General features: G+C 67.9%; 19 protein-coding genes. 9 read left to right on the top strand and 10 right to left on the bottom strand.

Annotation, left to right across the window (positions count from 1 at the left end; translation table 11 throughout):
• Positions 1 to 10: 10 nt before the first annotated feature.
• The 6 genes from gyrB to dnaA all read right to left on the bottom strand — a co-directional run bounded on the left by gyrB (position 11) and on the right by dnaA (position 8,802).
• A complete protein-coding gene (gene gyrB / locus AB0903_RS00945) occupies positions 11 to 2,080 on the bottom strand; it encodes a DNA topoisomerase (ATP-hydrolyzing) subunit B (protein WP_366697605.1) in 2,070 nt (689 codons plus the stop codon).
• Positions 2,081 to 2,387: 307 nt separating this feature from the next.
• Entirely contained in the window at positions 2,388 to 2,939 is a 552-nt protein-coding gene (locus AB0903_RS00940; protein ID WP_366697603.1) for a DciA family protein, read from the bottom strand.
• Positions 2,936 to 4,063, bottom strand: a complete 1,128-nt coding sequence (gene recF, locus AB0903_RS00935) for a DNA replication/repair protein RecF (RefSeq protein WP_366697601.1) — start codon at positions 4,061 to 4,063, stop codon at positions 2,936 to 2,938. The genes AB0903_RS00940 and recF overlap by 4 nt, the downstream gene beginning before the upstream one ends.
• Before the next feature lie 55 nt (positions 4,064 to 4,118).
• On the bottom strand, positions 4,119 to 4,997 hold the full coding sequence (gene gnd, locus AB0903_RS00930; protein ID WP_366697599.1) for a phosphogluconate dehydrogenase (NAD(+)-dependent, decarboxylating): 879 nt from the start codon (positions 4,995 to 4,997) through the stop codon (positions 4,119 to 4,121).
• Positions 4,998 to 5,097: 100 nt separating this feature from the next.
• Entirely contained in the window at positions 5,098 to 6,228 is a 1,131-nt protein-coding gene (gene dnaN, locus AB0903_RS00925; protein WP_356893975.1) for a DNA polymerase III subunit beta, read from the bottom strand.
• Positions 6,229 to 7,047: 819 nt separating this feature from the next.
• Positions 7,048 to 8,802, bottom strand: coding sequence for a chromosomal replication initiator protein DnaA (gene dnaA / locus AB0903_RS00920; RefSeq protein WP_366697597.1), 1,755 nt, complete (start codon positions 8,800 to 8,802; stop codon positions 7,048 to 7,050).
• A 360-nt stretch (positions 8,803 to 9,162) separates the two neighbouring features.
• Here dnaA and rpmH point away from each other — a divergent pair, with 360 nt between their 5' ends.
• The 9 genes from rpmH (at position 9,163) to AB0903_RS00875 (ending at position 16,035) form a co-directional block, all read left to right on the top strand.
• Entirely contained in the window at positions 9,163 to 9,300 is a 138-nt protein-coding gene (rpmH, locus tag AB0903_RS00915) for a 50S ribosomal protein L34 (RefSeq protein ID WP_014047156.1), read from the top strand.
• Positions 9,301 to 9,318: 18 nt separating this feature from the next.
• Positions 9,319 to 9,690: a ribonuclease P protein component gene (gene rnpA / locus AB0903_RS00910; protein WP_366697595.1), complete on the top strand. Its 372-nt coding sequence runs from the start codon at positions 9,319 to 9,321 to the stop codon at positions 9,688 to 9,690.
• On the top strand, positions 9,687 to 10,049 hold the full coding sequence (gene yidD / locus AB0903_RS00905; RefSeq protein ID WP_366697593.1) for a membrane protein insertion efficiency factor YidD: 363 nt from the start codon (positions 9,687 to 9,689) through the stop codon (positions 10,047 to 10,049). Before rnpA ends, yidD begins: the two co-directional genes overlap by 4 nt.
• Before the next feature lie 3 nt (positions 10,050 to 10,052).
• A complete protein-coding gene (yidC, locus tag AB0903_RS00900) occupies positions 10,053 to 11,351 on the top strand; it encodes a membrane protein insertase YidC (protein ID WP_366697591.1) in 1,299 nt (432 codons plus the stop codon).
• 14 nt (positions 11,352 to 11,365) lie between these two features.
• On the top strand, positions 11,366 to 11,878 hold the full coding sequence (locus tag AB0903_RS00895; protein WP_366697589.1) for a R3H domain-containing nucleic acid-binding protein: 513 nt from the start codon (positions 11,366 to 11,368) through the stop codon (positions 11,876 to 11,878).
• 112 nt (positions 11,879 to 11,990) lie between these two features.
• Positions 11,991 to 12,707, top strand: a complete 717-nt coding sequence (rsmG, locus tag AB0903_RS00890; protein WP_356893963.1) for a 16S rRNA (guanine(527)-N(7))-methyltransferase RsmG — start codon at positions 11,991 to 11,993, stop codon at positions 12,705 to 12,707.
• Between the two features lie 233 nt (positions 12,708 to 12,940).
• Positions 12,941 to 14,014 carry a ParA family protein gene (locus AB0903_RS00885; RefSeq protein ID WP_366697586.1) on the top strand — a complete coding sequence of 358 codons (1,074 nt, stop codon included), beginning with the start codon at positions 12,941 to 12,943 and terminating at the stop codon, positions 14,012 to 14,014.
• Positions 14,011 to 15,111 carry a ParB/RepB/Spo0J family partition protein gene (locus tag AB0903_RS00880; protein ID WP_366697584.1) on the top strand — a complete coding sequence of 367 codons (1,101 nt, stop codon included), beginning with the start codon at positions 14,011 to 14,013 and terminating at the stop codon, positions 15,109 to 15,111. Before AB0903_RS00885 ends, AB0903_RS00880 begins: the two co-directional genes overlap by 4 nt.
• 306 nt (positions 15,112 to 15,417) lie before the next feature.
• Positions 15,418 to 16,035 (top strand): GNAT family N-acetyltransferase, encoded by a 618-nt coding sequence (locus AB0903_RS00875; protein ID WP_366697582.1) that lies wholly within the window; start codon positions 15,418 to 15,420, stop codon positions 16,033 to 16,035.
• Between the two features lie 75 nt (positions 16,036 to 16,110).
• Here AB0903_RS00875 and trxA read toward each other — a convergent pair whose 3' ends face one another.
• The 4 genes from trxA to sigM all read right to left on the bottom strand — a co-directional run bounded on the left by trxA (position 16,111) and on the right by sigM (position 19,219).
• Positions 16,111 to 16,443 carry a thioredoxin gene (gene trxA / locus AB0903_RS00870; protein ID WP_264245425.1) on the bottom strand — a complete coding sequence of 111 codons (333 nt, stop codon included), beginning with the start codon at positions 16,441 to 16,443 and terminating at the stop codon, positions 16,111 to 16,113.
• A gap of 50 nt (positions 16,444 to 16,493) precedes the next feature.
• Positions 16,494 to 17,468 (bottom strand): thioredoxin-disulfide reductase, encoded by a 975-nt coding sequence (gene trxB / locus AB0903_RS00865; RefSeq protein ID WP_366697580.1) that lies wholly within the window; start codon positions 17,466 to 17,468, stop codon positions 16,494 to 16,496.
• Positions 17,469 to 17,600: 132 nt separating this feature from the next.
• Positions 17,601 to 18,518 carry a hypothetical protein gene (locus AB0903_RS00860; protein ID WP_366697578.1) on the bottom strand — a complete coding sequence of 306 codons (918 nt, stop codon included), beginning with the start codon at positions 18,516 to 18,518 and terminating at the stop codon, positions 17,601 to 17,603.
• Positions 18,515 to 19,219 carry an RNA polymerase sigma factor SigM gene (gene sigM / locus AB0903_RS00855; protein WP_366697576.1) on the bottom strand — a complete coding sequence of 235 codons (705 nt, stop codon included), beginning with the start codon at positions 19,217 to 19,219 and terminating at the stop codon, positions 18,515 to 18,517. Before sigM ends, AB0903_RS00860 begins: the two co-directional genes overlap by 4 nt.
• Between the last annotated feature and the right edge of the window lie 24 nt (positions 19,220 to 19,243).

Here is a 19,243-nt window from a genome sequence, read left to right as displayed (position 1 = left end):
TGAGACCGACTCAGATGTCGAGGAAACGAACGTCCTTGGCGTTGCGCTGGATGAACGAGCGCCTCGCCTCCACGTCCTCACCCATCAGCACCGAGAAGAGGTCGTCGGCCTGCGCCGCGTCGTCCAGCGTGACCTGGCCGAGCACTCGGTGGTCCTGGTCCATGGTGGTGATGCGCAGCTCCTCGGCGTTCATCTCGCCGAGGCCCTTGAAGCGCTGGATCGAGTCTTCCCTGATCCGCTTGCCGCCCCGCTTGCCCAGCTCCACCAGAGCGTCGCGCTCGCGGTCCGAGTAGGCGTACTCGAAGTCGTCCCGGCCCCACTTGATCTTGTACAGCGGCGGGCGCGAGAGGAAGACGTGCCCCGCCTCGACCAGCGGCCGCATGAAGCGGAACAGGAAGGTGAGCAGCAGGGTGTTGATGTGCTGCCCGTCGACGTCGGCGTCCGCCATCAGAATGATCTTGTGATAGCGGAGCTTCTCGATGTCGAAGTCCTCGTGGACACCGGTGCCGAAGGCCGAGATCAGCGCCTGCACCTCGGTGTTCTGGAGGATCTTGTCGATCCGCGCCTTCTCGACGTTCAGGATCTTGCCGCGGATCGGCAGGATGGCCTGGTACATCGGGTTGCGGCCGGACTTGGCCGAGCCGCCGGCGGAGTCACCCTCGACGATGAAGATCTCGCACTTCGTCGGGTCGTTCGACTGGCAGTCACTCAGTTTGCCCGGCAGCGACGCCGACTCCAGCAGGCCCTTGCGACGCGTCAGATCGCGCGCCTTGCGGGCGGCGACGCGTGCCGTCTGCGCCTGGATGCCCTTGCGGATGATGTCCGCGGCCTCGTTCGGATTACGGTCGAACCAGTCGGTGAGGGTCTCGTGGACGACCTTCTGCACGAAGGTCTTCGCCTCCGTGTTGCCCAGCTTGGTCTTCGTCTGGCCCTCGAACTGCGGCTCGCCCAGCTTGATCGAGATGATCGCGGTGAGACCCTCGCGGATGTCCTCGCCGGAGAGGTTGTCGTCCTTCTCCCGCAGCAGCTTCTTCTCGCGCGCGTAGCGGTTCACCAGACCGGTCAGAGCGGCTCGGAAGCCCTCTTCGTGCGTGCCGCCCTCGTGCGTGTGGATCGTGTTCGCGAAGGAGTACACGCCCTCGGTGTACTGCGAGTTCCACTGCATCGCGATCTCGACGGAGAGCATCCGCTCCCGGTCCTCGGACTCGACGTCGATGACCGTGGGGTGGATGAGCTCGCCCTTGCGGGAGTTCAGGTACTTCACGAAGTCGACGATGCCGCCCTCGTAGTGGTACTTGACCGTCCGCGCCGGCTCCTCGATGTCCTCCGGCGCCTCGCCCGTGTCCGCACCGGCGGTGGCCTTGGCCGACTCGCGCTCGTCGGTCAGCGTCAGGGTCAGGCCCTTGTTCAGGAACGCCATCTCCTGGAAGCGGCGCGAGAGCGTCTCGAACGAGTACTCCGTGGTCTCGAAGACGTCACCGTCCGCCCAGAACGTGACCGTGGTGCCGCTCTCGGACGTCTCCTCGTTGCGAGCGAGGGGCGCGGTGGGCACGCCGAGCTTGTAGTCCTGCGTCCACCGGTAGCCGTCACGCTTGACCTCGACCGAGACCTTGGAGGACAGCGCGTTGACGACGGAGACGCCGACACCGTGCAGACCGCCGGAGACGGCGTAGCCGCCGCCGCCGAACTTGCCGCCCGCGTGCAGCACGGTCAGCACGACCTCGACGGCCGGCTTGTTCTCCGAGGGGACGATGTCCACCGGAATACCGCGGCCGTTGTCGACGACCCGTACGCCGCCGTCGGCGAGGATCGTGACATCGATCGTGTCGGCGTGGCCGGCCATGGCCTCGTCGACGGAGTTGTCGACGACCTCTTGGACGAGGTGGTGGAGGCCGCGCTCACCGGTCGAGCCGATGTACATGCCGGGGCGCTTGCGGACCGCGTCCAGACCCTCGAGGACGGTGATCGCGCTGGCGTCGTACGAGGCCGTGACCTCGCCGTTCCCACCGGCAGGGGTGGACGGGGTGTTCTCGTTGGGGTTGCCGGAATCGGCCACGAAGCGCCCTTTCTGGCACAGCACGAGCCGTTCACCGGGCAAGCGGGAGCGGCTGCGTCGTTCGGCATCTAATCGACGTGTCCCGCAACAGAAGCGGGACTGCCGACCAGTCTACCGGTATCGCTGACACTCATGGGGGTTTGCCGGTAGCTGAGTCCGCCTGTGGCGCCCTGAAGCCGCACCGTCCGACTCCCCATATCCGGGAAGGGGCTCCAAGAGGCTCACACCCGCCTTGAGCGCTTCGGCCTGTCAACCTCCGGCTACCGTGAGGGACACCTCAGCCGCACCGCCCGTTTTCTCCCGTTCCGGGTGCCACGGAACCCGCCGGACCTCAGCCGTAGGTGTCGCCCGGGCCCGTGCTGCCAGGCGCCCGCAGGGGGCCGAATCTGCGCTGCGGGCCACCGGGCCCCAGGACCTTGATCACGCGGACCGTTCCGTGCCCCAGGTCTTCGTTGAGCCGGGCCACCAGCCGCGGGGCCAGCAGGCGCAGCTGCGTCGCCCACGCCGTCGAGTCGCACTGCACGGTGAGCACCCGCTCGTCCGGGGCCTCGTCGTACCGCAGCGGTACGCAGTGATTGGCCAGGTCCTCGCCCACGATCTGCGGCCAGCGGCCCATCACCCCGCCCACGGCAGCCGGGGTCTCCCAGCCGCGCTCGGTGATCAGCCGATTGATCGCCGCTCCCAGCGGCAGCGGATCGCGGCCGTCCGCCCTCGCCCCCGAGCGCAGTCCGCCACCACGCCTGGCCTGCTTCTTCTGCTGCGCCGCCGCGCCCCGGGCCTTGGCCTGCTCCTTCGCGGCGCGCAACGCAACGCGCGCCAGATCCACACCCGACGCCTCGGGAGCCACCGGCCCGGCCGGACGCTCCGCGCCCTCGCCGCTCATACCCGCTCCACCGCTCCGCCGAAGACCTCGTACCGTGCGCCCGCCAGCACGGCGGGTACGTCGTCGTCGACCGCGGCGGTCACCAGTACCTGCTCTCCGGGAGCGACCAGCTCCGCCAGCCGCTCCCTGCGCCGGGAGTCGAGCTCCGCGAAGACGTCGTCGAGGACGAGCACGGGCTCGTTGCCCTCGGCCCGCAGCAGGTCGTAGGAGGCCAGCCGCAGCGCCAGCGCGTACGACCACGATTCGCCGTGGCTCGCGTACCCCTTGGCGGGCAACTGCCCCAACTTCAGGACCAGCTCGTCACGGTGCGGGCCGACGAGGGTCACCCCACGCTCGATCTCCTGCTTGCGCACCTCGGCCAGTGCCGCCGTCAGCTGCTCCACCAGCGCCTCGCGGGTGTGCGCCTCCCCTGCCCCACCGGCGGAGGAACGGTACTCCAGGAGCACCGGCCCGCCACCCGGCGCGAGCGCCTCGTACGCCTTGTCGGCCAGCGGCTGGAGGGCGGCGACCAGGTCGAGCCGCTGGGCCGTCACCTCGGCGCCCACGCGTGCCAGGTGCTGGTCCCAGACGTCGAGCGTCGACAGGTCCATGCCGCGTCCGCCGTGCCGCCGGGCCATCGCCGCCGACTTCAGCAGCGTGTTGCGCTGCTTGAGCACCCGCTCGTAGTCGGAGCGGACACCCGCCATCCGCGGCGAGCGTGCCGTGACGAGTTCGTCAAGGAAGCGCCTGCGCTCACCGGGGTCGCCCTTCACCAGCGCCAGATCCTCCGGGGCGAAGAGCACCGTGCGCACGATTCCCAGCACGTCACGCGGTCTGACCTGGGAGGACCTGTTGATCCGGGCACGGTTCGCCTTGCCCGGGTTCAGCTCGAGCTCGACCAGCTGCGAGCGCTCCCCCTGAGTGACGGCGGCCCGGATCACGGCCCGGTCGGCCCCCATCCGCACCAGCGGCGCGTCCGAGGAGACACGGTGGCTGGCCAGGGTGGCGAGATAGCCGACGGCCTCGACAAGATTCGTCTTCCCCTGCCCGTTCGGCCCCACGAAAGCGGTGACGCCCGGATCGAGAGGGACCTCGACCCGGGCGTACGAGCGGAAGTCGGCCAGCGACAGATGCGTGACGTGCATGGTGTGCGCCGACCTTCCCCCGGCATGGCTGTGCACCGCGGTGCACGACCTCTGGCTACTTCTTGCTCTCCACCGCGTGACCACCGAACTGGTTGCGCAGCGCGGCGATCATCTTCATCTGCGGGGAGTCGTCCTGGCGGGACGCGAACCGGGCGAACAGCGACGCGGTGATCGCGGGCAGCGGGACGGCGTTGTCGATGGCGGCCTCCACCGTCCACCGGCCCTCGCCGGAATCCTGTGCGTAACCGCGCAGCTGGTCGAGGTGCTCGTCCTCGTCCAGCGCGTTGACCGCGAGGTCGAGGAGCCAGGAACGGATGACCGTGCCCTCCCGCCAGGACCGGAAGACCTCGCGCACATCGGTGACCGAGTCGACCTTCTCCAGGAGCTCCCAGCCCTCGGCATACGCCTGCATCATCGCGTACTCGATGCCGTTGTGGACCATCTTCGCGAAGTGGCCGGCGCCGGCCTTGCCCGCGTGGACGGCTCCGAACTCGCCCGCGGGCTTGAGGGCGTCGAAGATCGGCTGGACTTTGGCGACGTTCTCGGCGGTGCCGCCGTACATCAGCGCGTAGCCGTTCTCCAGGCCCCACACGCCGCCGGAGACGCCGCAGTCGACGAAGCCGATGTCCTTGCGGCCCAGCTCGGCGGCGTGCTTCTCGTCGTCCGTCCAGCGGGAGTTGCCGCCGTCGACGACCACGTCGCCCGGAGACAGCAGGTCGGCGAGCTCGTCGATGGTGGACTGCGTCGCGGCCCCGGACGGGACCATGACCCAGACGACCCGCGGGCCCTTGAGCTTGGCCACAAGCTCCTCAAGGCTGTGGACATCGGCGAGGTCAGGGTTGCGGTCGTAACCGACGACGGTATGGCCGGCGCGACGGATGCGCTCGCGCATGTTGCCGCCCATCTTGCCGAGACCGACGAGACCGAGCTCCATCAGATGATTCCTCAATCGTTGTGTGCAGTACCTACCCGTGTCCGAGCCTACGCCGGGACACGGGTGCACACCTGTGGGGTCACGCGCTCACAAGCCCGCTTCAGCCGCTGAGGCGCACCGGCATGATCAGGTACTTGTACGCCTCGTCCGCCTCCGCGTCGACGGCCGGCTTGCCGCTCAGCAGCGCCGGCTTGGTCGACGTGGTGAACGACAGCTGGGCGACGGGCGAGTCGATCGCGCTCAGACCGTCGAGCAGGAACGTCGGGTTGAAGGCGATCGAGATGTCGTCACCCTCCAGCTGCGCGTCCACCCGCTCCACAGCCTGTGCGTCGTCGCTGGAGCCCGCCTCGAGGATCAGCACGCCCTGCTCGAAGCTGAGCCGCACCGGGGTGTTCCGCTCGGCGACGAGGGCCACGCGCTTGACGGCCTCGACGAACGGCGCGGTCTCGATGACGGCCACCGAGTTGAACTCGGTCGGGAACAGCGTCCGGTACTTGGGCAGGTCGCCCTCGAGCAGCCGTGTCGTGGTGCGCCGGCCTGCGCCCTCGAAACCGATCAGTCCCTCACCGGCGCCGGAACCGGACAGCGCCAGAGTGACCGTGTCACCGCTGGTGAGCGCCTTGGCCGTGTCCAGCAGCGTCTTGGCGGGCACCAGGGCGACCGCCGAGGCATCCGGGTTCTCGGGCTTCCACAGGAACTCGCGGACCGCGAAGCGATAGCGGTCGGTCGATGCCAGGGTGACGCTGTCACCCTCGATCTCGATCCGCACACCGGTCAGCACCGGGAGGGTGTCGTCACGGCCGGCGGCGATGGCGACCTGCGCCGCGGCGGAGGCGAAGACCTCGCCGGGCACGGTGCCGGTCGCAGTCGGCATCTGCGGCAGGGCCGGGTACTCCTCGACGGGAAGGGTGTGGAGGGTGAACCGGGAGGAGCCGCAGACCACGGTCGCCCGTACACCGTCTGTGGAAATCTCCACCGGCCGGTTGGGGAGGGCACGGCAGATGTCGGCGAGAAGACGGCCGGAGACCAGGACGGTGCCGTCCTCGTCGACCTCCGCCTCCACCGAGACACGCGCCGAGACCTCGTAGTCGAAGCTCGAGAAGCTGACCGCGCCGTCCTCCGCCTTCAGGAGAAGGCCCGCGAGAACGGGCGCCGGCGGGCGGGCCGGGAGGCTGCGGGCCACCCAGGCCACCGCCTCCGCGAGTACATCGCGCTCCACCCGGATCTTCACCCGAACCGCCTCCTGCTGTTGCTGCTGGCTCGCCCTGCTGGCCTTCGTCGTCGGCTTGATGCCGGGGTCCAGTCTGACGTACGGCGCCGACAGTCGGTGCGGGTCGGGGTCAAGTCGCTCCGAGCGGCACCTGGCGGTCCGGGCCCGAGTTGTGCACAGGGCCTTCTTCCAAGCGGATTCCGGGCTAACTCTGAGTGGGAGTAGTAGTAGGGCCTGTGGAAACCGTGGATAACGTCGTTCACGCAGGTCAGAGCCGCTTTTTTGTCCACCGTGCCTGTGGGCGGAGCCGGTGGACAACCCGGGCCTTCTGTGGACACCGGAAAGTTCTGCACATTCGATGCACAGCCGGAGGGCACTTCTCCCCAGTGCCGTCCCCAGCTTTACCCACGTTCCCCACAGGCCAATCGACGTTCTTGGTGTGACGGCTTTCACTCGACGCGGTGAGCGGGTGTGTTTCGTTGCCGAACAGTGGACAGGGGTGTGGAGAAGCTGTGGGCAACGAGCCGCTGCCTGTGGGCTGCCGGTGGACAACGTTGATCACAGCCTGTGGAAAGATTCCGTGTCCACAGGCTGTGGAGTTCGGTTGACCACAAATCCCCAAGGCACTGACCTGGACGGACGGTCTCTCCACCGGTGGGCCTGTGGACCGATTCTGGACAACTTCCCGGTCCCCAGGCTGTGGAGGAAAGAATCTGCCCACATCTGTGGAGAACGGCCCGACGGCCGGGTGAATTCGAACACGACCGGCGGGCGGAAACGGCCGAGGGCGCCCCGGGGCGGGTCCCCGGAGCGCCCTCAGGTGCTGTGACGGCTTGCTCGTCAGCCGTTCTTGATGCGGTTGGTGAGCTCGGTGACCTGGTTGTAGATCGACCGCCGCTCCGCCATCAGCGCGCGGATCTTCCGGTCCGCGTGCATCACCGTCGTATGGTCGCGGCCGCCGAACTGCGCACCGATCTTCGGCAGCGAGAGGTCGGTCAGCTCTCGGCACAGATACATGGCGATCTGCCGTGCCGTAACCAGTACGCGGCTGCGCGACGAGCCGCAGAGGTCCTCCACCGTGAGCCCGAAGTAGTCCGCGGTGGCCGCCATGATGGCGCTCGCCGTGATCTCCGGCGCGGCGTCCTCCCCACCGGGGATCAGGTCCTTCAGAACGATCTCGGTGAGCCCCAGGTCCACCGGCTGCCGGTTGAGCGACGCGAACGCCGTCACCCGGATCAGCGCGCCCTCGAGTTCCCGGATGTTGCGCGAGATACGGGAGGCGATGAACTCCAGTACCTCCGGCGGAGCGTTGAGCTGCTCCTGGACGGCCTTCTTCCGCAGGATCGCGATTCGCGTCTCCAGCTCCGGCGGCTGCACATCCGTGGTCAGGCCCCACTCGAAGCGGTTGCGGAGCCTGTCCTCCAGGGTCATGAGCTGCTTGGGCGGCCGGTCCGAGGACAGGACGATCTGCTTGTTGGCGTTGTGGAGGGTGTTGAAGGTGTGGAAGAACTCCTCCTGCGTCGACTCCTTGCTCGCCAGGAACTGGATGTCGTCGACGAGCAGGATGTCGACGTCCCGGTAGCGCTTGCGGAAGGTGTCGCCCTTGCCGTCGCGGATGGAGTTGATGAACTCGTTGGTGAACTCCTCCGAGCTCACGTACCGCACCCGGGTCCCCGGATAGAGGCTGCGGGCGTAGTGCCCGATGGCGTGCAGCAGGTGCGTCTTGCCGAGCCCCGACTCCCCGTAGATGAAGAGGGGGTTGTACGCCTTGGCCGGTGCCTCGGCCACCGCCACGGCCGCGGCGTGCGCGAACCGGTTGGAGGCGCCGATGACGAAGGTGTCGAAGAGGTACTTGGGGTTGAGGCGGGCATGCGGCTCGCCGGGGCCCGGTGCCGGTGCGGGCTGAGCGCCCAGCGGGCCGGGGGCTCCCGAGGGGCCGCCGCGGTGCCGTCCCTGCGGTTCGGGCAGGGAATGACGCTCCGGACGGGACTCGTACGGCCGGCGCTCCGGCGGCTGCGGAGAGCGGTAGTCGTGCTGCTGCGGGGCCGAGGCGTAGGGGTCCCGGTCCTGGAAGCCGCCGAGGCGCGGCTGCTGCCACGACAGGTCCTCCTGGGTGCGCGGCCAGGCACCGGGTTCCGGGCGCTGCTGGTACTCGGGATAGGCCGGCCGTGCCGTCGGGAGACCGTCGTCGGAGGGCCGGCGCCCGTATGTGTCGTAGCGGTCGCCCTGCCGGTGCTCGTCGTGCCGGTGCTCGTCGTGCTGCGGGCCCGGATACCGGGGCTGCTGCTGAGAAGGAGGTGACTGGGGGGCCGGGCCCTCGCCGACGGAGTCGTCGACGGTGATCGCGATCCGGATCGGGCGGCCGCACTCACGGCTCAGGGTCTCGCTGATGAGCGGTGCCAGCCGGCCCTCGAGGACCCGCTTGCCCCATTCGTTGGGGACGGCGAGCAGGGCGGTGTCGGCGACCAGGGCGAGCGGCTGGCAGCGCTCGATCCACTGTTTGTCCTTCGGCTCCACGCCCTGTTGCCCCTCATCGAGGAGATGCTCGAGCACTCGTGGCCACACTGCGGCAAGATCGGCAGGTACGTCAGCCACAAGGCACGCTCTCTCACAGGTCCCACGAATGTGTGGTTCTCGGGACGGGATGGGAAGACAGGCAGGAAAGGAATCCGAGTTCAGCCACGGTAGTCAGGGCGACCCGCGCGGTTCAAGTTGTTGTCCACAGCCTGTGCACAGTGGACCACGGTCCCGGCCTGGTTTGACCGGATGGCGCGGCCCCGCGTACCGTGACCAGGTCGAGTTGTCGATGGCTGCTGCCGCCTGCCTCCGATGGGCAAAGATCACGATCTGTGGTTGTGAAGCGGTGCACTCGGGCGTAATCGCGAGCTACTCGTGGGCGCACGGTGACAGCCAGGCGATGTCCCGCCATCTACGAATCATTTCTGGAGCCCCCGAGTGAGCAAGCGCACCTTCCAGCCGAACAACCGTCGTCGCGCGAAGACCCACGGTTTCCGCCTGCGCATGCGTACCCGTGCCGGTCGCGCCATCCTGGCGAACCGTCGTGGCAAGGGTCGCGCCAACCTGTCCGCCTGATCGCGTACAGGGCATGACGTGCTGCCTACCGAGAACCGGCTGAGGCGGCGCGAGGACTTCGCGACTGCGGTACGGCGAGGACGCAGGGCAGGCCGCCCGCTCCTTGTCGTCCACCTTCGCAGCGGCACAACGGACCCGCACGCGCCTGGGGAGAGCGCCTCCCCGACGTGTGCGGGTTTCGTCGTGAGCAAGGCTGTGGGCGGTGCCGTCGTCCGCAACAAGGTCAAGCGGAGACTGCGCCATCTCATGCGCGATCGGCTCTCCGTGCTGCCCCCCGGTAGCCTGGTGGTCGTACGGGCGCTGCCCGGCGCGGGCGACGCCGAACATGCTCAGCTGGCCCGAGACCTGGACGCCGCTCTTCAGCGGCTGCTGGGAGGGGGCGCGCGATGAAGTACCCGCTGCTGGCTCTGATCAAGATCTATCAGTGGACGATCAGCCCGCTGCTGGGGCCCGTCTGCAGGTACTACCCGTCGTGCTCCCACTACGGATACACGGCCATCGACCGGCACGGCGCGATCAAGGGCACGGTGCTGACCGCCTGGCGCATCCTGCGGTGCAACCCGTGGTCGCCGGGCGGCGTGGACCACGTGCCCGAGCGCAAGCGCCCACGGTGGCACGAAATGCTGCGCAACGCCTTGCGCGGTGACAGCAAGGGCGGGGACTCCGCCGCTGATCTGCCTGCCCCGGGGTCTGCCTCCGCGTCCCAGGGTCCGGCCGCAGAGACCTCGCCCAATGCTCAAGGAGCCTGATTAGTGGACACGATTGCCAGTCTGTTCAGTTTTATCACCACGCCTGTCTCGTGGATCATCGTCCAGTTCCACAGTCTCTACGGGGCGATCTTCGGCCCGGACACGGGATGGGCCTGGGGACTGTCCATCGTGTCGCTGGTGATCCTGATCCGGATCTGCCTGATCCCGCTCTTCGTGAAGCAGATCAAGTCGACCCGGAACATGCAGGCGCTCCAGCCGAAGATGAAGGCGATCCAGGAGCGCTACAAGAACGACAAACAGCGTCAGTCCGAAGAGATGATGAAGCTGTACAAGGAGACGGGCACCAACCCGCTCTCCTCGTGCCTGCCCATCCTGGCGCAGTCGCCGTTCTTCTTCGCCCTCTACCACGTACTCAGCAAGATCGCCTCGGGTGAGGAGATCGGGGTTCTCAACGAGAGCCTCGTGAACAGCGCGCGTGAGGCGCACATCTTCGGTGCTCCCATCGCGGCCAAGTTCATGGACGACCCGTCGACGGTGGAGGCGCTCAAAGCATCGCTGACCGACGTGCGCATCGTCACCGCAGTCATGATCATCCTGATGTCGGCGTCGCAGTTCTACACGCAGCGCCAGCTGATGCAGAAGAACGTCGACCTCACGGTCAAAACCCCGTACATGCAGCAGCAGAAGATGCTGATGTACATCTTCCCGGTCATCTTCGCCGTCATGGGCATCAACTTCCCCGTCGGTGTTCTCGTCTACTGGCTGACCACCAATGTGTGGACCATGGGCCAGCAGATGTACGTGATCAACCAGAACCCCACGCCGGGCAGCAAGGCCCAGGACCAGTACCTGCAGCGTCTGCTCAAGAGTGTCACGTCTCACGGTGAGGTCCGTTCGCGGCGCAAGCGCAACGTCGTCCAGGCGATCGTCGCCAAGGGCACGGACCGCAACGACAACGAGCGCCGGTTCGTCACCGGTCTCGCCAAGGCCGGCCTGGCCGCGCAGGCGGACGGCAGGGTGATCAAGAGCGACACCGCTGTGGCCGAGGCCGAGGGCGGCGCCGCCCAGAAGCGCCAGCAGCCCAAGCGTCAGACCAAGGCCAAGCGCCAGGCCGCCACGACGCAGACCGGTGCGGACAAGCCCGCCGGGGGCACCGGGGCCGCGGCGAAGACGTCCCTGGAGAAGGACAAGCCCACCACGGGGCGTGCCCGAGCAGGCTCCTCGCAGGGTGATGCCAAGCCGAACACGGGCGGCGGCAACGCCGCCGGTTCCGCACGCCAGCCCAAGTCGGGACAGCGCAAGGGTCCGCAGCGGCCCAAGCACCCGTCGTCCAAGAAGTAAGAAGGAGTCCATCCGTGACGGAAGGCACCATCTCCGCTGCCGCAGTAGGTGGCGACACCCTGACCCGCCTCGAGCAGGAAGGGGAGATCGCGGCAGATTACCTTGAGGGTCTGTTGGACATCGCCGACCTCGACGGTGACATCGACATGGACGTCGAGGCCGACCGGGCCGCGGTCTCCATCGTCAGCGACACGGCCGGCCGGGATCTGCAGAAGCTTGTGGGGAGGGACGGTGAGGTACTCGAGGCACTGCAGGAGCTGACGCGCCTTGCCGTGCACCGGGAAACGGGCGACCGCAGCCGGCTGATGCTCGACATCGCCGGTTTCCGGGCGAAGAAGCGCACCGAACTGGCCGAGCTCGGAGCCAAGGCGGCGTCCGAGGTGAAGGCCACCGGCGAGCCGGTGCAGCTCGACCCGATGACGCCCTTCGAACGGAAGGTCGTCCACGACGCCATTGCGGCGGCAGGTCTGCGCAGCGAGTCCGAGGGCGAGGAGCCGCAGCGCTTCGTCGTCGTACTTCCTGCCTGACCGCTTTGTTCTGTCGGCCCCGTCTGTTCGCAGGCGGGGTCGATCTTTGTCAGCCTGTTAGTCAGCCACCACAGTCCGCATTGCGGCAGTGCGGTACGGAAGGACGGTCCTCGTGACGGAGGCAGCACAGCTTCCCCAGGCGCCCGAGGCGGCACGGAAGGTGTTCGGTGAGTACTTTCCAGCGGCCGTACGGTACGCGGAGCTGCTCGCGGATGCCGGGGTCAAGCGCGGTCTGATCGGCCCTCGCGAGGTGCCGCGACTGTGGGAGCGGCATCTGCTGAACTGCGCCGTGCTCTCGGAAGTGGTGCCGGAGGGCGTCACGGTCTGCGATGTCGGCTCCGGTGCAGGGCTTCCCGGCATCCCCTTGGCCCTGGTCCGGCCCGACCTGAAGATCACCCTGCTGGAACCGCTGCTCCGCCGGACGAACTTCCTGCAGGAAGTCGTGGAACTGCTGGGCCTGGACCATGTGACGGTGGTGCGGGGGCGGGCCGAGGAGGTCCTTGGGAAGCTGACTCCGGTGCACGTGGTGACCGCGCGAGCGGTGGCTCCCCTGGACCGGCTGGCAGGCTGGGGCGTCCCCCTGCTGCGCCCGTACGGCGAGATGCTGGCGCTCAAGGGCGATACGGCGGAGGAAGAGATCCAGGGAGCCAGGGCTGCCCTCAGCAAGCTGGGTGTGGTGGAGACCTCGGTCTTGCAGGTCGGGGAAGGACTCGTCGATCCGCTGTCCACTGTCGTTCGGGTCGAGGTCGGGGAGAGCCCAGGCGGTGTGAGGTTCGCCGCAAAGCGGGCCAAGGCGGCGCGGACGAGTCGCACACGCCGTCGCCGCTGAGCCATACACGTAGCCATACGTACTGATTTCGGAGTGTCGTCCCGGTCTGGTCGTGCGGCGTGTGCATCGTGTTTCACGTGAAACGTCGCTCACTTCTGCAGGGAATTATCAGCCGCGGCCGTGCGGCCGCCCCGTCGAAGGGGCGAAAGCCCCTCTTGCGGGCTACGGAGTTGTCCACAGGCGTGGATTCCTCCACAGAACCACGGGCCTCGCTGGTTCACGACCCCGAAAGCATGACAGGCTCTGCTCATTGCGAGCCTGATGTCGAGGAGAGTGAATCCTTGCGGTCCGACGCCAACATCGCGGGACCGATGACCGATCCGGTCCCCGGTCCCCGTACCGAGTCCGCGGGGGAGGATGTTTCACGTGAAACACCGCCCCCCATGGACGACACCCCCATCGGCCGTGCTGCACAGCTGGCCGTGGAGGCGCTGGGGCGTGCCGGTGAGGGTCTGCCCCGACCTGAGCAGACACGCGTCATGGTCGTCGCCAACCAGAAGGGCGGCGTGGGAAAGACGACCACCACGGTCAATCTCGCCGCTTCACTCGCGTTGCACGGCGCACGTGTGCTGGTGGTCGACCTGGATCCGCAGGGCAACGCGTCCACGGCTCTGGGGATCGATCACCATGCCGAAGTTCCCTCGATCTATGACGTCCTGGTGGAGAGCAAGCCTCTCTCCGAAGTGGTCCAGCCGGTCCCGGACGTCGAAGGACTCTTCTGCGCCCCAGCCACCATCGATCTCGCCGGTGCGGAGATCGAGCTGGTGTCGCTGGTGGCGCGGGAGAGCAGACTGCAGCGGGCGATCCAGGCGTACGAGCAGCCGCTGGACTACATCCTCATCGACTGTCCCCCCTCGCTGGGCCTGCTGACGGTCAATGCCCTCGTGGCGGGTGCGGAGGTGCTGATCCCCATCCAGTGCGAGTACTACGCGCTGGAAGGGCTCGGGCAGCTGTTGCGCAACGTGGACCTGGTGCGCGGGCACCTCAACCCCACGCTGCATGTCTCGACCATCCTGCTCACCATGTACGACGGCAGGACGAGGCTCGCCTCGCAGGTCGCGGAGGAGGTGCGCAGTCACTTCGGCGAGGAGGTCCTGCGCACAAGCATCCCGCGTTCGGTGCGTATCTCGGAGGCACCGAGCTATGGGCAGACGGTGCTGACCTACGATCCGGGGTCCAGCGGCTCCTTGTCGTATCTCGAAGCGGCCCGCGAGATTGCTCTGCGGGGAGTCGGTGTCCGATACGACCCGCAGCATGCCCACACGGGCCGGAACAGTCAGCAGAACATGTCGGAGGGGATCCAGTGAGCGAGCGACGTAGAGGGTTGGGGCGTGGGCTCGGTGCGCTGATTCCTGCCGCTCCGCAGGAGAAGCAGCCGAATCACCAGGGAGCTTCGGCCTCTCCGGGAGCGTCTCCCGTGCTGACCGCGGAGAGGGGGGTGGCGGCAGCCAAGGTCGCCACGCTGCCGGGTGCATCAACCGCGCCCGAAGCACCCGCTTCCTTCCCCGATGGAGAGGCCGCCGCCGCACAGGCGACCGCCCCGGCCGGCGCCCACTTCGCCGAGGTACCGCTCGACGCGATTACTCCCAACCCGCGTCAGCCGCGGGAGGTGTTCGATGAGGACGCCCTGGCGGAGCTCGTCACCTCCATCAAGGAAGTGGGTCTTCTCCAGCCGGTCGTGGTCCGTCAGCTGGGGCCGAACAGCTATGAGCTCATCATGGGTGAGCGCCGCTGGCGCGCCTGCCGTGAGGCAGGGCTCGAGCGGATCCCTGCGATTGTCCGGGACACCGAGGACGAGAAGCTGCTGCTGGACGCCCTTCTGGAGAACCTGCACCGGGCTCAGTTGAATCCTCTGGAAGAGGCAGCCGCCTACGACCAGTTGCTGAAGGACTTCAACTGCACGCACGACCAACTGGCCGACAGGATCGGCCGTTCTCGCCCGCAGGTGTCGAACACGCTGCGGCTGCTGAGGCTTTCACCGCCGGTCCAGCGGCGGGTTGCCGCAGGTGTGCTCTCTGCCGGGCACGCCCGTGCCCTGCTCTCCGTGGACGATTCCGACGAGCAGGACAGGCTGGCGCACCGGATCGTCGCGGAGGGCCTGTCGGTCCGGGCGGTCGAAGAGATCGTGACGCTGCTCAACTCGAACTCTCAGAGCTCTCCCAAGCCGAAGGGTCCCCGAGCCGGTACGCGAGTCTCTCCGGCGCTGTCGGATCTTGCCTCTCGGCTCTCCGACCGCTTCGAGACGCGAGTGAAGGTCGACCTCGGCCGGAAGAAGGGCAAGATCGTCGTTGAGTTCGCCTCGATGGACGACCTCGAGCGCATTCTCGGCACCCTGGCACCGGGCGAGGGGCGTGTTCTGGAGAAGAGCCTCGGCGACGATCCGGCAGATGACCAGGACGCCTGAGTTCACCGTTTTGCGCTGTCTGCAGGGCGGGTCGTGTTCCGTACTCCGGAAGGCGACCCGCCCTTTGCCTTGGTGCGGTATCCGTGCCGGGGCTGGGTGGATACGATGCGTTCTGGTATGACGCATCCACCTTGAGCCACTTCGGAGAGAAGGCGACGGCCATGCGATCGGTGAGCTGCGGCCAACTGGTGACGGCGGCCCTGGGGCTCGGGGCGGTGGGTGGCTTCGTCAGCAGCCTGCTCCTCGGGAGGAGCGCCCTGGCGGTCGCTCGCAGCGCGGCAGACGAGGGAGAGAGGACTAGCCTCCATGGGGCGTCGGCTCGTACCGCTCACGCTGGACAACCTTCCGGACCTTCCCAAGCGTTGTCGGGCGTGTGTCTTCTGGGAACTCGATCCGGTCAGCGGTGAGGCCGCGGCGAAGGCCGGAACCCCCGAGCTCGAGAAGGAGGCATGGATCTCCGCCGTGCTCCTCGAGTGGGGCTCCTGCGGTCGGGTCGTCTATGTAGACGACGTCCCCGTCGGTTTCGTTCTCTACGCTCCCCCGGCTTATGTGCCCCGTTCGATGGCCTTCCCCACGAGCCCCGTGGCAGCGGACGCGGTGCAGCTGATGACGGCGTGGATCATGCCCGGCTATCAGGGGCAGGGGCTCGGCCGGGTCATTGTCCAGACGGTCGCCAAGGATCTGCTGCGTCGTGGGTTCCGAGCCATCGAGGCATTCGGCAATGCACAGTGGAAGGAGCCGGCCTGCGTGCTGCCGGCCGACCATCTCCTCGCCGTCGGCTTCAAGACCGTGCGACCGCATCCGAGGTATCCGCGCCTGAGGCTGGAGCTGCGCACGACGCTCTCGTGGAAAGAGGACGTGGAACTGGCGCTGGACCGCTTGCTGGGAGCCGTTCAGAAGGAGCCGGCGCTGCGGCCGCTCTGAATGCGGAGGCCGAATGGGCCCGCCTCCGAGGGGGACGGGCCCATTCATGTTTCACGTGAAACGGTGGAGCCGTGCTTACTCTCCGATGAAGCCTTCGAGGTCGCGTACGATCGCGGCCTTCGGCTTCGCGCCGACGATGGTCTTGGCGACCTCACCGTTCTGGTAGACGTTCAGTGTCGGGATCGACATGACGCCGTACTTGGCTGCGGTGGCCGGGTTCTCGTCGATGTTGAGCTTTACGACCTGGATCTTGTCGCCGTGCTCGGCCGCGATGGCCTCGAGGGACGGCGCGATCTGGCGGCAGGGGCCGCACCAGGCGGCCCAGAAGTCCACCAGTACGGGCTTGTCGCTCTTGAGGACATCCTCCTCGAAGGAGTCGTCAGTAACGTTCTTCAGGGCGCCGGCCACGGCGGCCTCCTTAGTTCTCTGCGGGGTGTGAGGGGAGTGGGATCCAGAGATCAGACCACAGGGGTCTTCTCGGGCTCGGCAGCCTTGTCGCTGTCCGAAAGGGCTGCGAGGAAGCGCTCGGCGTCCAGGGCCGCAGCGCAGCCTGTGCCCGCGGCGGTGATGGCCTGACGGTAGGTGTGGTCGACGACGTCACCGGCGGCGAAGACACCGGCGAGGTTGGTGCGGGTCGAAGGGGCGTCCACCTTGAGGTAGCCCTCGCCGTCCAGCTCGAGCTGGCCCTTGAACAGCTCGGTCCGAGGGTCGTGGCCCACCGCGATGAAGAGCCCGGTCACGGCGAGCGGGGACTTCTCGGCCGTCTGCGTGTTGTTCAGCGTCAGACCCGTGAGCTTCTGGTCACCGTGGATCTCCGCGACCTCGCTGTTCCAGGCGAAGGAGATCTTCGGATCAGCGAAGGCGCGCTCCTGCATGGCCTTGGAGGCTCGCAGGGTGTCGCGGCGGTGGATGATGGTGACGGACTTGGCGAAGCGGGAGAGGAAGGTCGCTTCCTCCATGGCCGTGTCGCCACCGCCGACGACGGCGATGTCCTGGTCCTTGAAGAAGAAGCCGTCGCAGGTCGCGCACCAGGAGACCCCGCGGCCGGACAGCACGTCCTCGTTGGGCAGGCCCAGCTTGCGGTGCTGCGATCCGGTGGTGACGATCACGGCCTTGGCGCGGTGTACGGTGCCGGCGGTGTCGGTGACGGTCTTGATGTCGCCGGTGAGGTCGACCGACACGACGTCGTCGGGAACGAGTTCGGCGCCGAAACGCTCCGCCTGGGCCCGCATGTTGTCCATGAGGTCAGGCCCCATGATGCCGTCGCGGAAGCCCGGGAAGTTCTCCACATCGGTCGTGTTCATCAGCGCACCGCCGGCGGTGACAGCGCCCTCGAACACCAGCGGCTGGAGCGATGCCCGCGCGGTGTAGAGCGCGGCTGTATAGCCCGCGGGCCCGGAGCCGATGATGATCACATTACGGACGTCGCTCACGGGTTTCTTCCTCGTCTCTGCAGACTGCCTACTGCCTACGGGGCGGGTTCAGGACTCTCACCCCACCCAACGGATCCTACGGGGCGTGCATTCCCGTGGAACCGGAGCGGCACCGGCGATATCTCAAAGGTCTCAGGGGCGAGGGAAGGACTGGCTGAGAAGCAGCTCGCCCGCGGGCTCGGCCGGGCGGTCGACGCAGGCCGCGTCGATGACGTACGCTTGGACCCGGGTGTCGTCCTTGGGGTGTGCCATGAGGACGAGATACGCGGTCGCGCCTTCGTAGGTCCCCTGCTCGACGGCGATCGGGTTGTCGGTCCGTCCCGTCCCCTGCTGGATGCAGGCGGGTACGACTGCGTCCGGGCTGCTCTTGGGCGAGACGGTCGTAGGACCGCTGTCCAGGGAAGGCGCCTTCTCGATCCTGGGGGCGGCCTCCTGTGTGCGGCCGTCCGCCAGCAGAGTGTGGACACGGCTGTCGAGGGCCGTGCCGGAGAACTCCGCGCCGTCGCGCGCCGCAGTGCTGACGCTCGTTTCCTTCTGTGCCGTCGCGGCATCGTTGCCGGAGCCTGCCTGCGTCGACTGGAGGAACACCACCGTCACACCCACGGCGGCGGCACCGAGAACGGCGCCGAGGACGGTGGTGTGCCGACGACGCGCCGTGCCCTTTCGTCCAGGACCGGTCGCGGCGCGTGGATGTCCTGCCGGGCGGGCGGGCGAGGGCGGCTGCTCCGCCGTGAGAGGCCGCGGCACCGTTTCACGTGAAACATGGGCTGCTTCACCGCGGGTGGTGGAGTCGAGCAGAGTTTCCGCGGCGAGAGCGGCATCGATACGGCCGGCGATCTCGGCCGGCATGCGTGGAGGGCCGGGCAGTGTGCCCAGCAGGCCACGGATCTCCTCCAGAGACGTCTGTACGTCCGAGCAGAGGACGCAGTCGTCGAGGTGTCGACGCACCTCCTCTGTACGGGACGCCGCGAGGATGCCTTCGGTGAGGTCGGAGATTTCCGAGACGTCCGGGTGCTGAGTGGTGTCGGCCCTGCCGGTCGAGGATGTCACGCGCGCCCACCTCCGCCCTTCACTGCCGCAGGGTCACTCTGCCCTGACTCTCTTGGTCCCGACGCCGGTGGGACGGATGTCCCCGGCGTCCGGTTCCTTCCCATGCCGATGTCGCTGCTATCCCCGTCCTGACGACGCAGATGAGTGAGCATGGGAAGGAGGCGGGCCCGGCCCCGGGCGCAGCGGCTCTTCACGGTTCCGGTCGGTACCTCGAGCACCCGCGCAGCCTCGGCGACGGGGTAGCCCTGCATGTCGACGAGCACGAGGGCGGCGCGCTGGTCCACCGGAAGTTTGGCGAGGGCAGCCAGCAGCTCTCGGTGAAGGTCGTGGCGCTCGGCGGGGGCCTCTGCAGACTCGTGCGGCTCCAGGAGCTGTTCCAGACGCTCCGTGTCGTCCACGGGTGAGGTTCTGCGGGAGGCTGCCTTCCGGGCCCGGTCGAGACAGGCGTTGACGGTGATGCGGTGCAGCCATGTGGTGACTGCGGACTGGCCCCGGAAGGTGTGGGCCGCCCGGAAGGCCGAGACCAGGGCGTCCTGGACGGCATCGGCCGCCTCCTCGCGATCCCCCAGGGTGCGCAGGGCGACGGCCCACAGCCTGTCGCGGTGGCGCCGGACGAGCTCACCGAAGGCATCGGGCTCACCGTCGACGTGGCGCGCCAGCAGGTCCTGGTCGCTTGCGTCACCGAGCGTCGCGTTGTCCAACGGTGAGCCCCCTCCCCATGTCGT

Source organism: Streptomyces sp. NPDC048389, assembly GCF_040706335.1.
Classification (GTDB): domain Bacteria; phylum Actinomycetota; class Actinomycetes; order Streptomycetales; family Streptomycetaceae; genus Streptomyces.
Note: the sequence above shows the minus strand (reverse complement) of the source record. Positions and strands in the feature narration are given on the sequence as shown.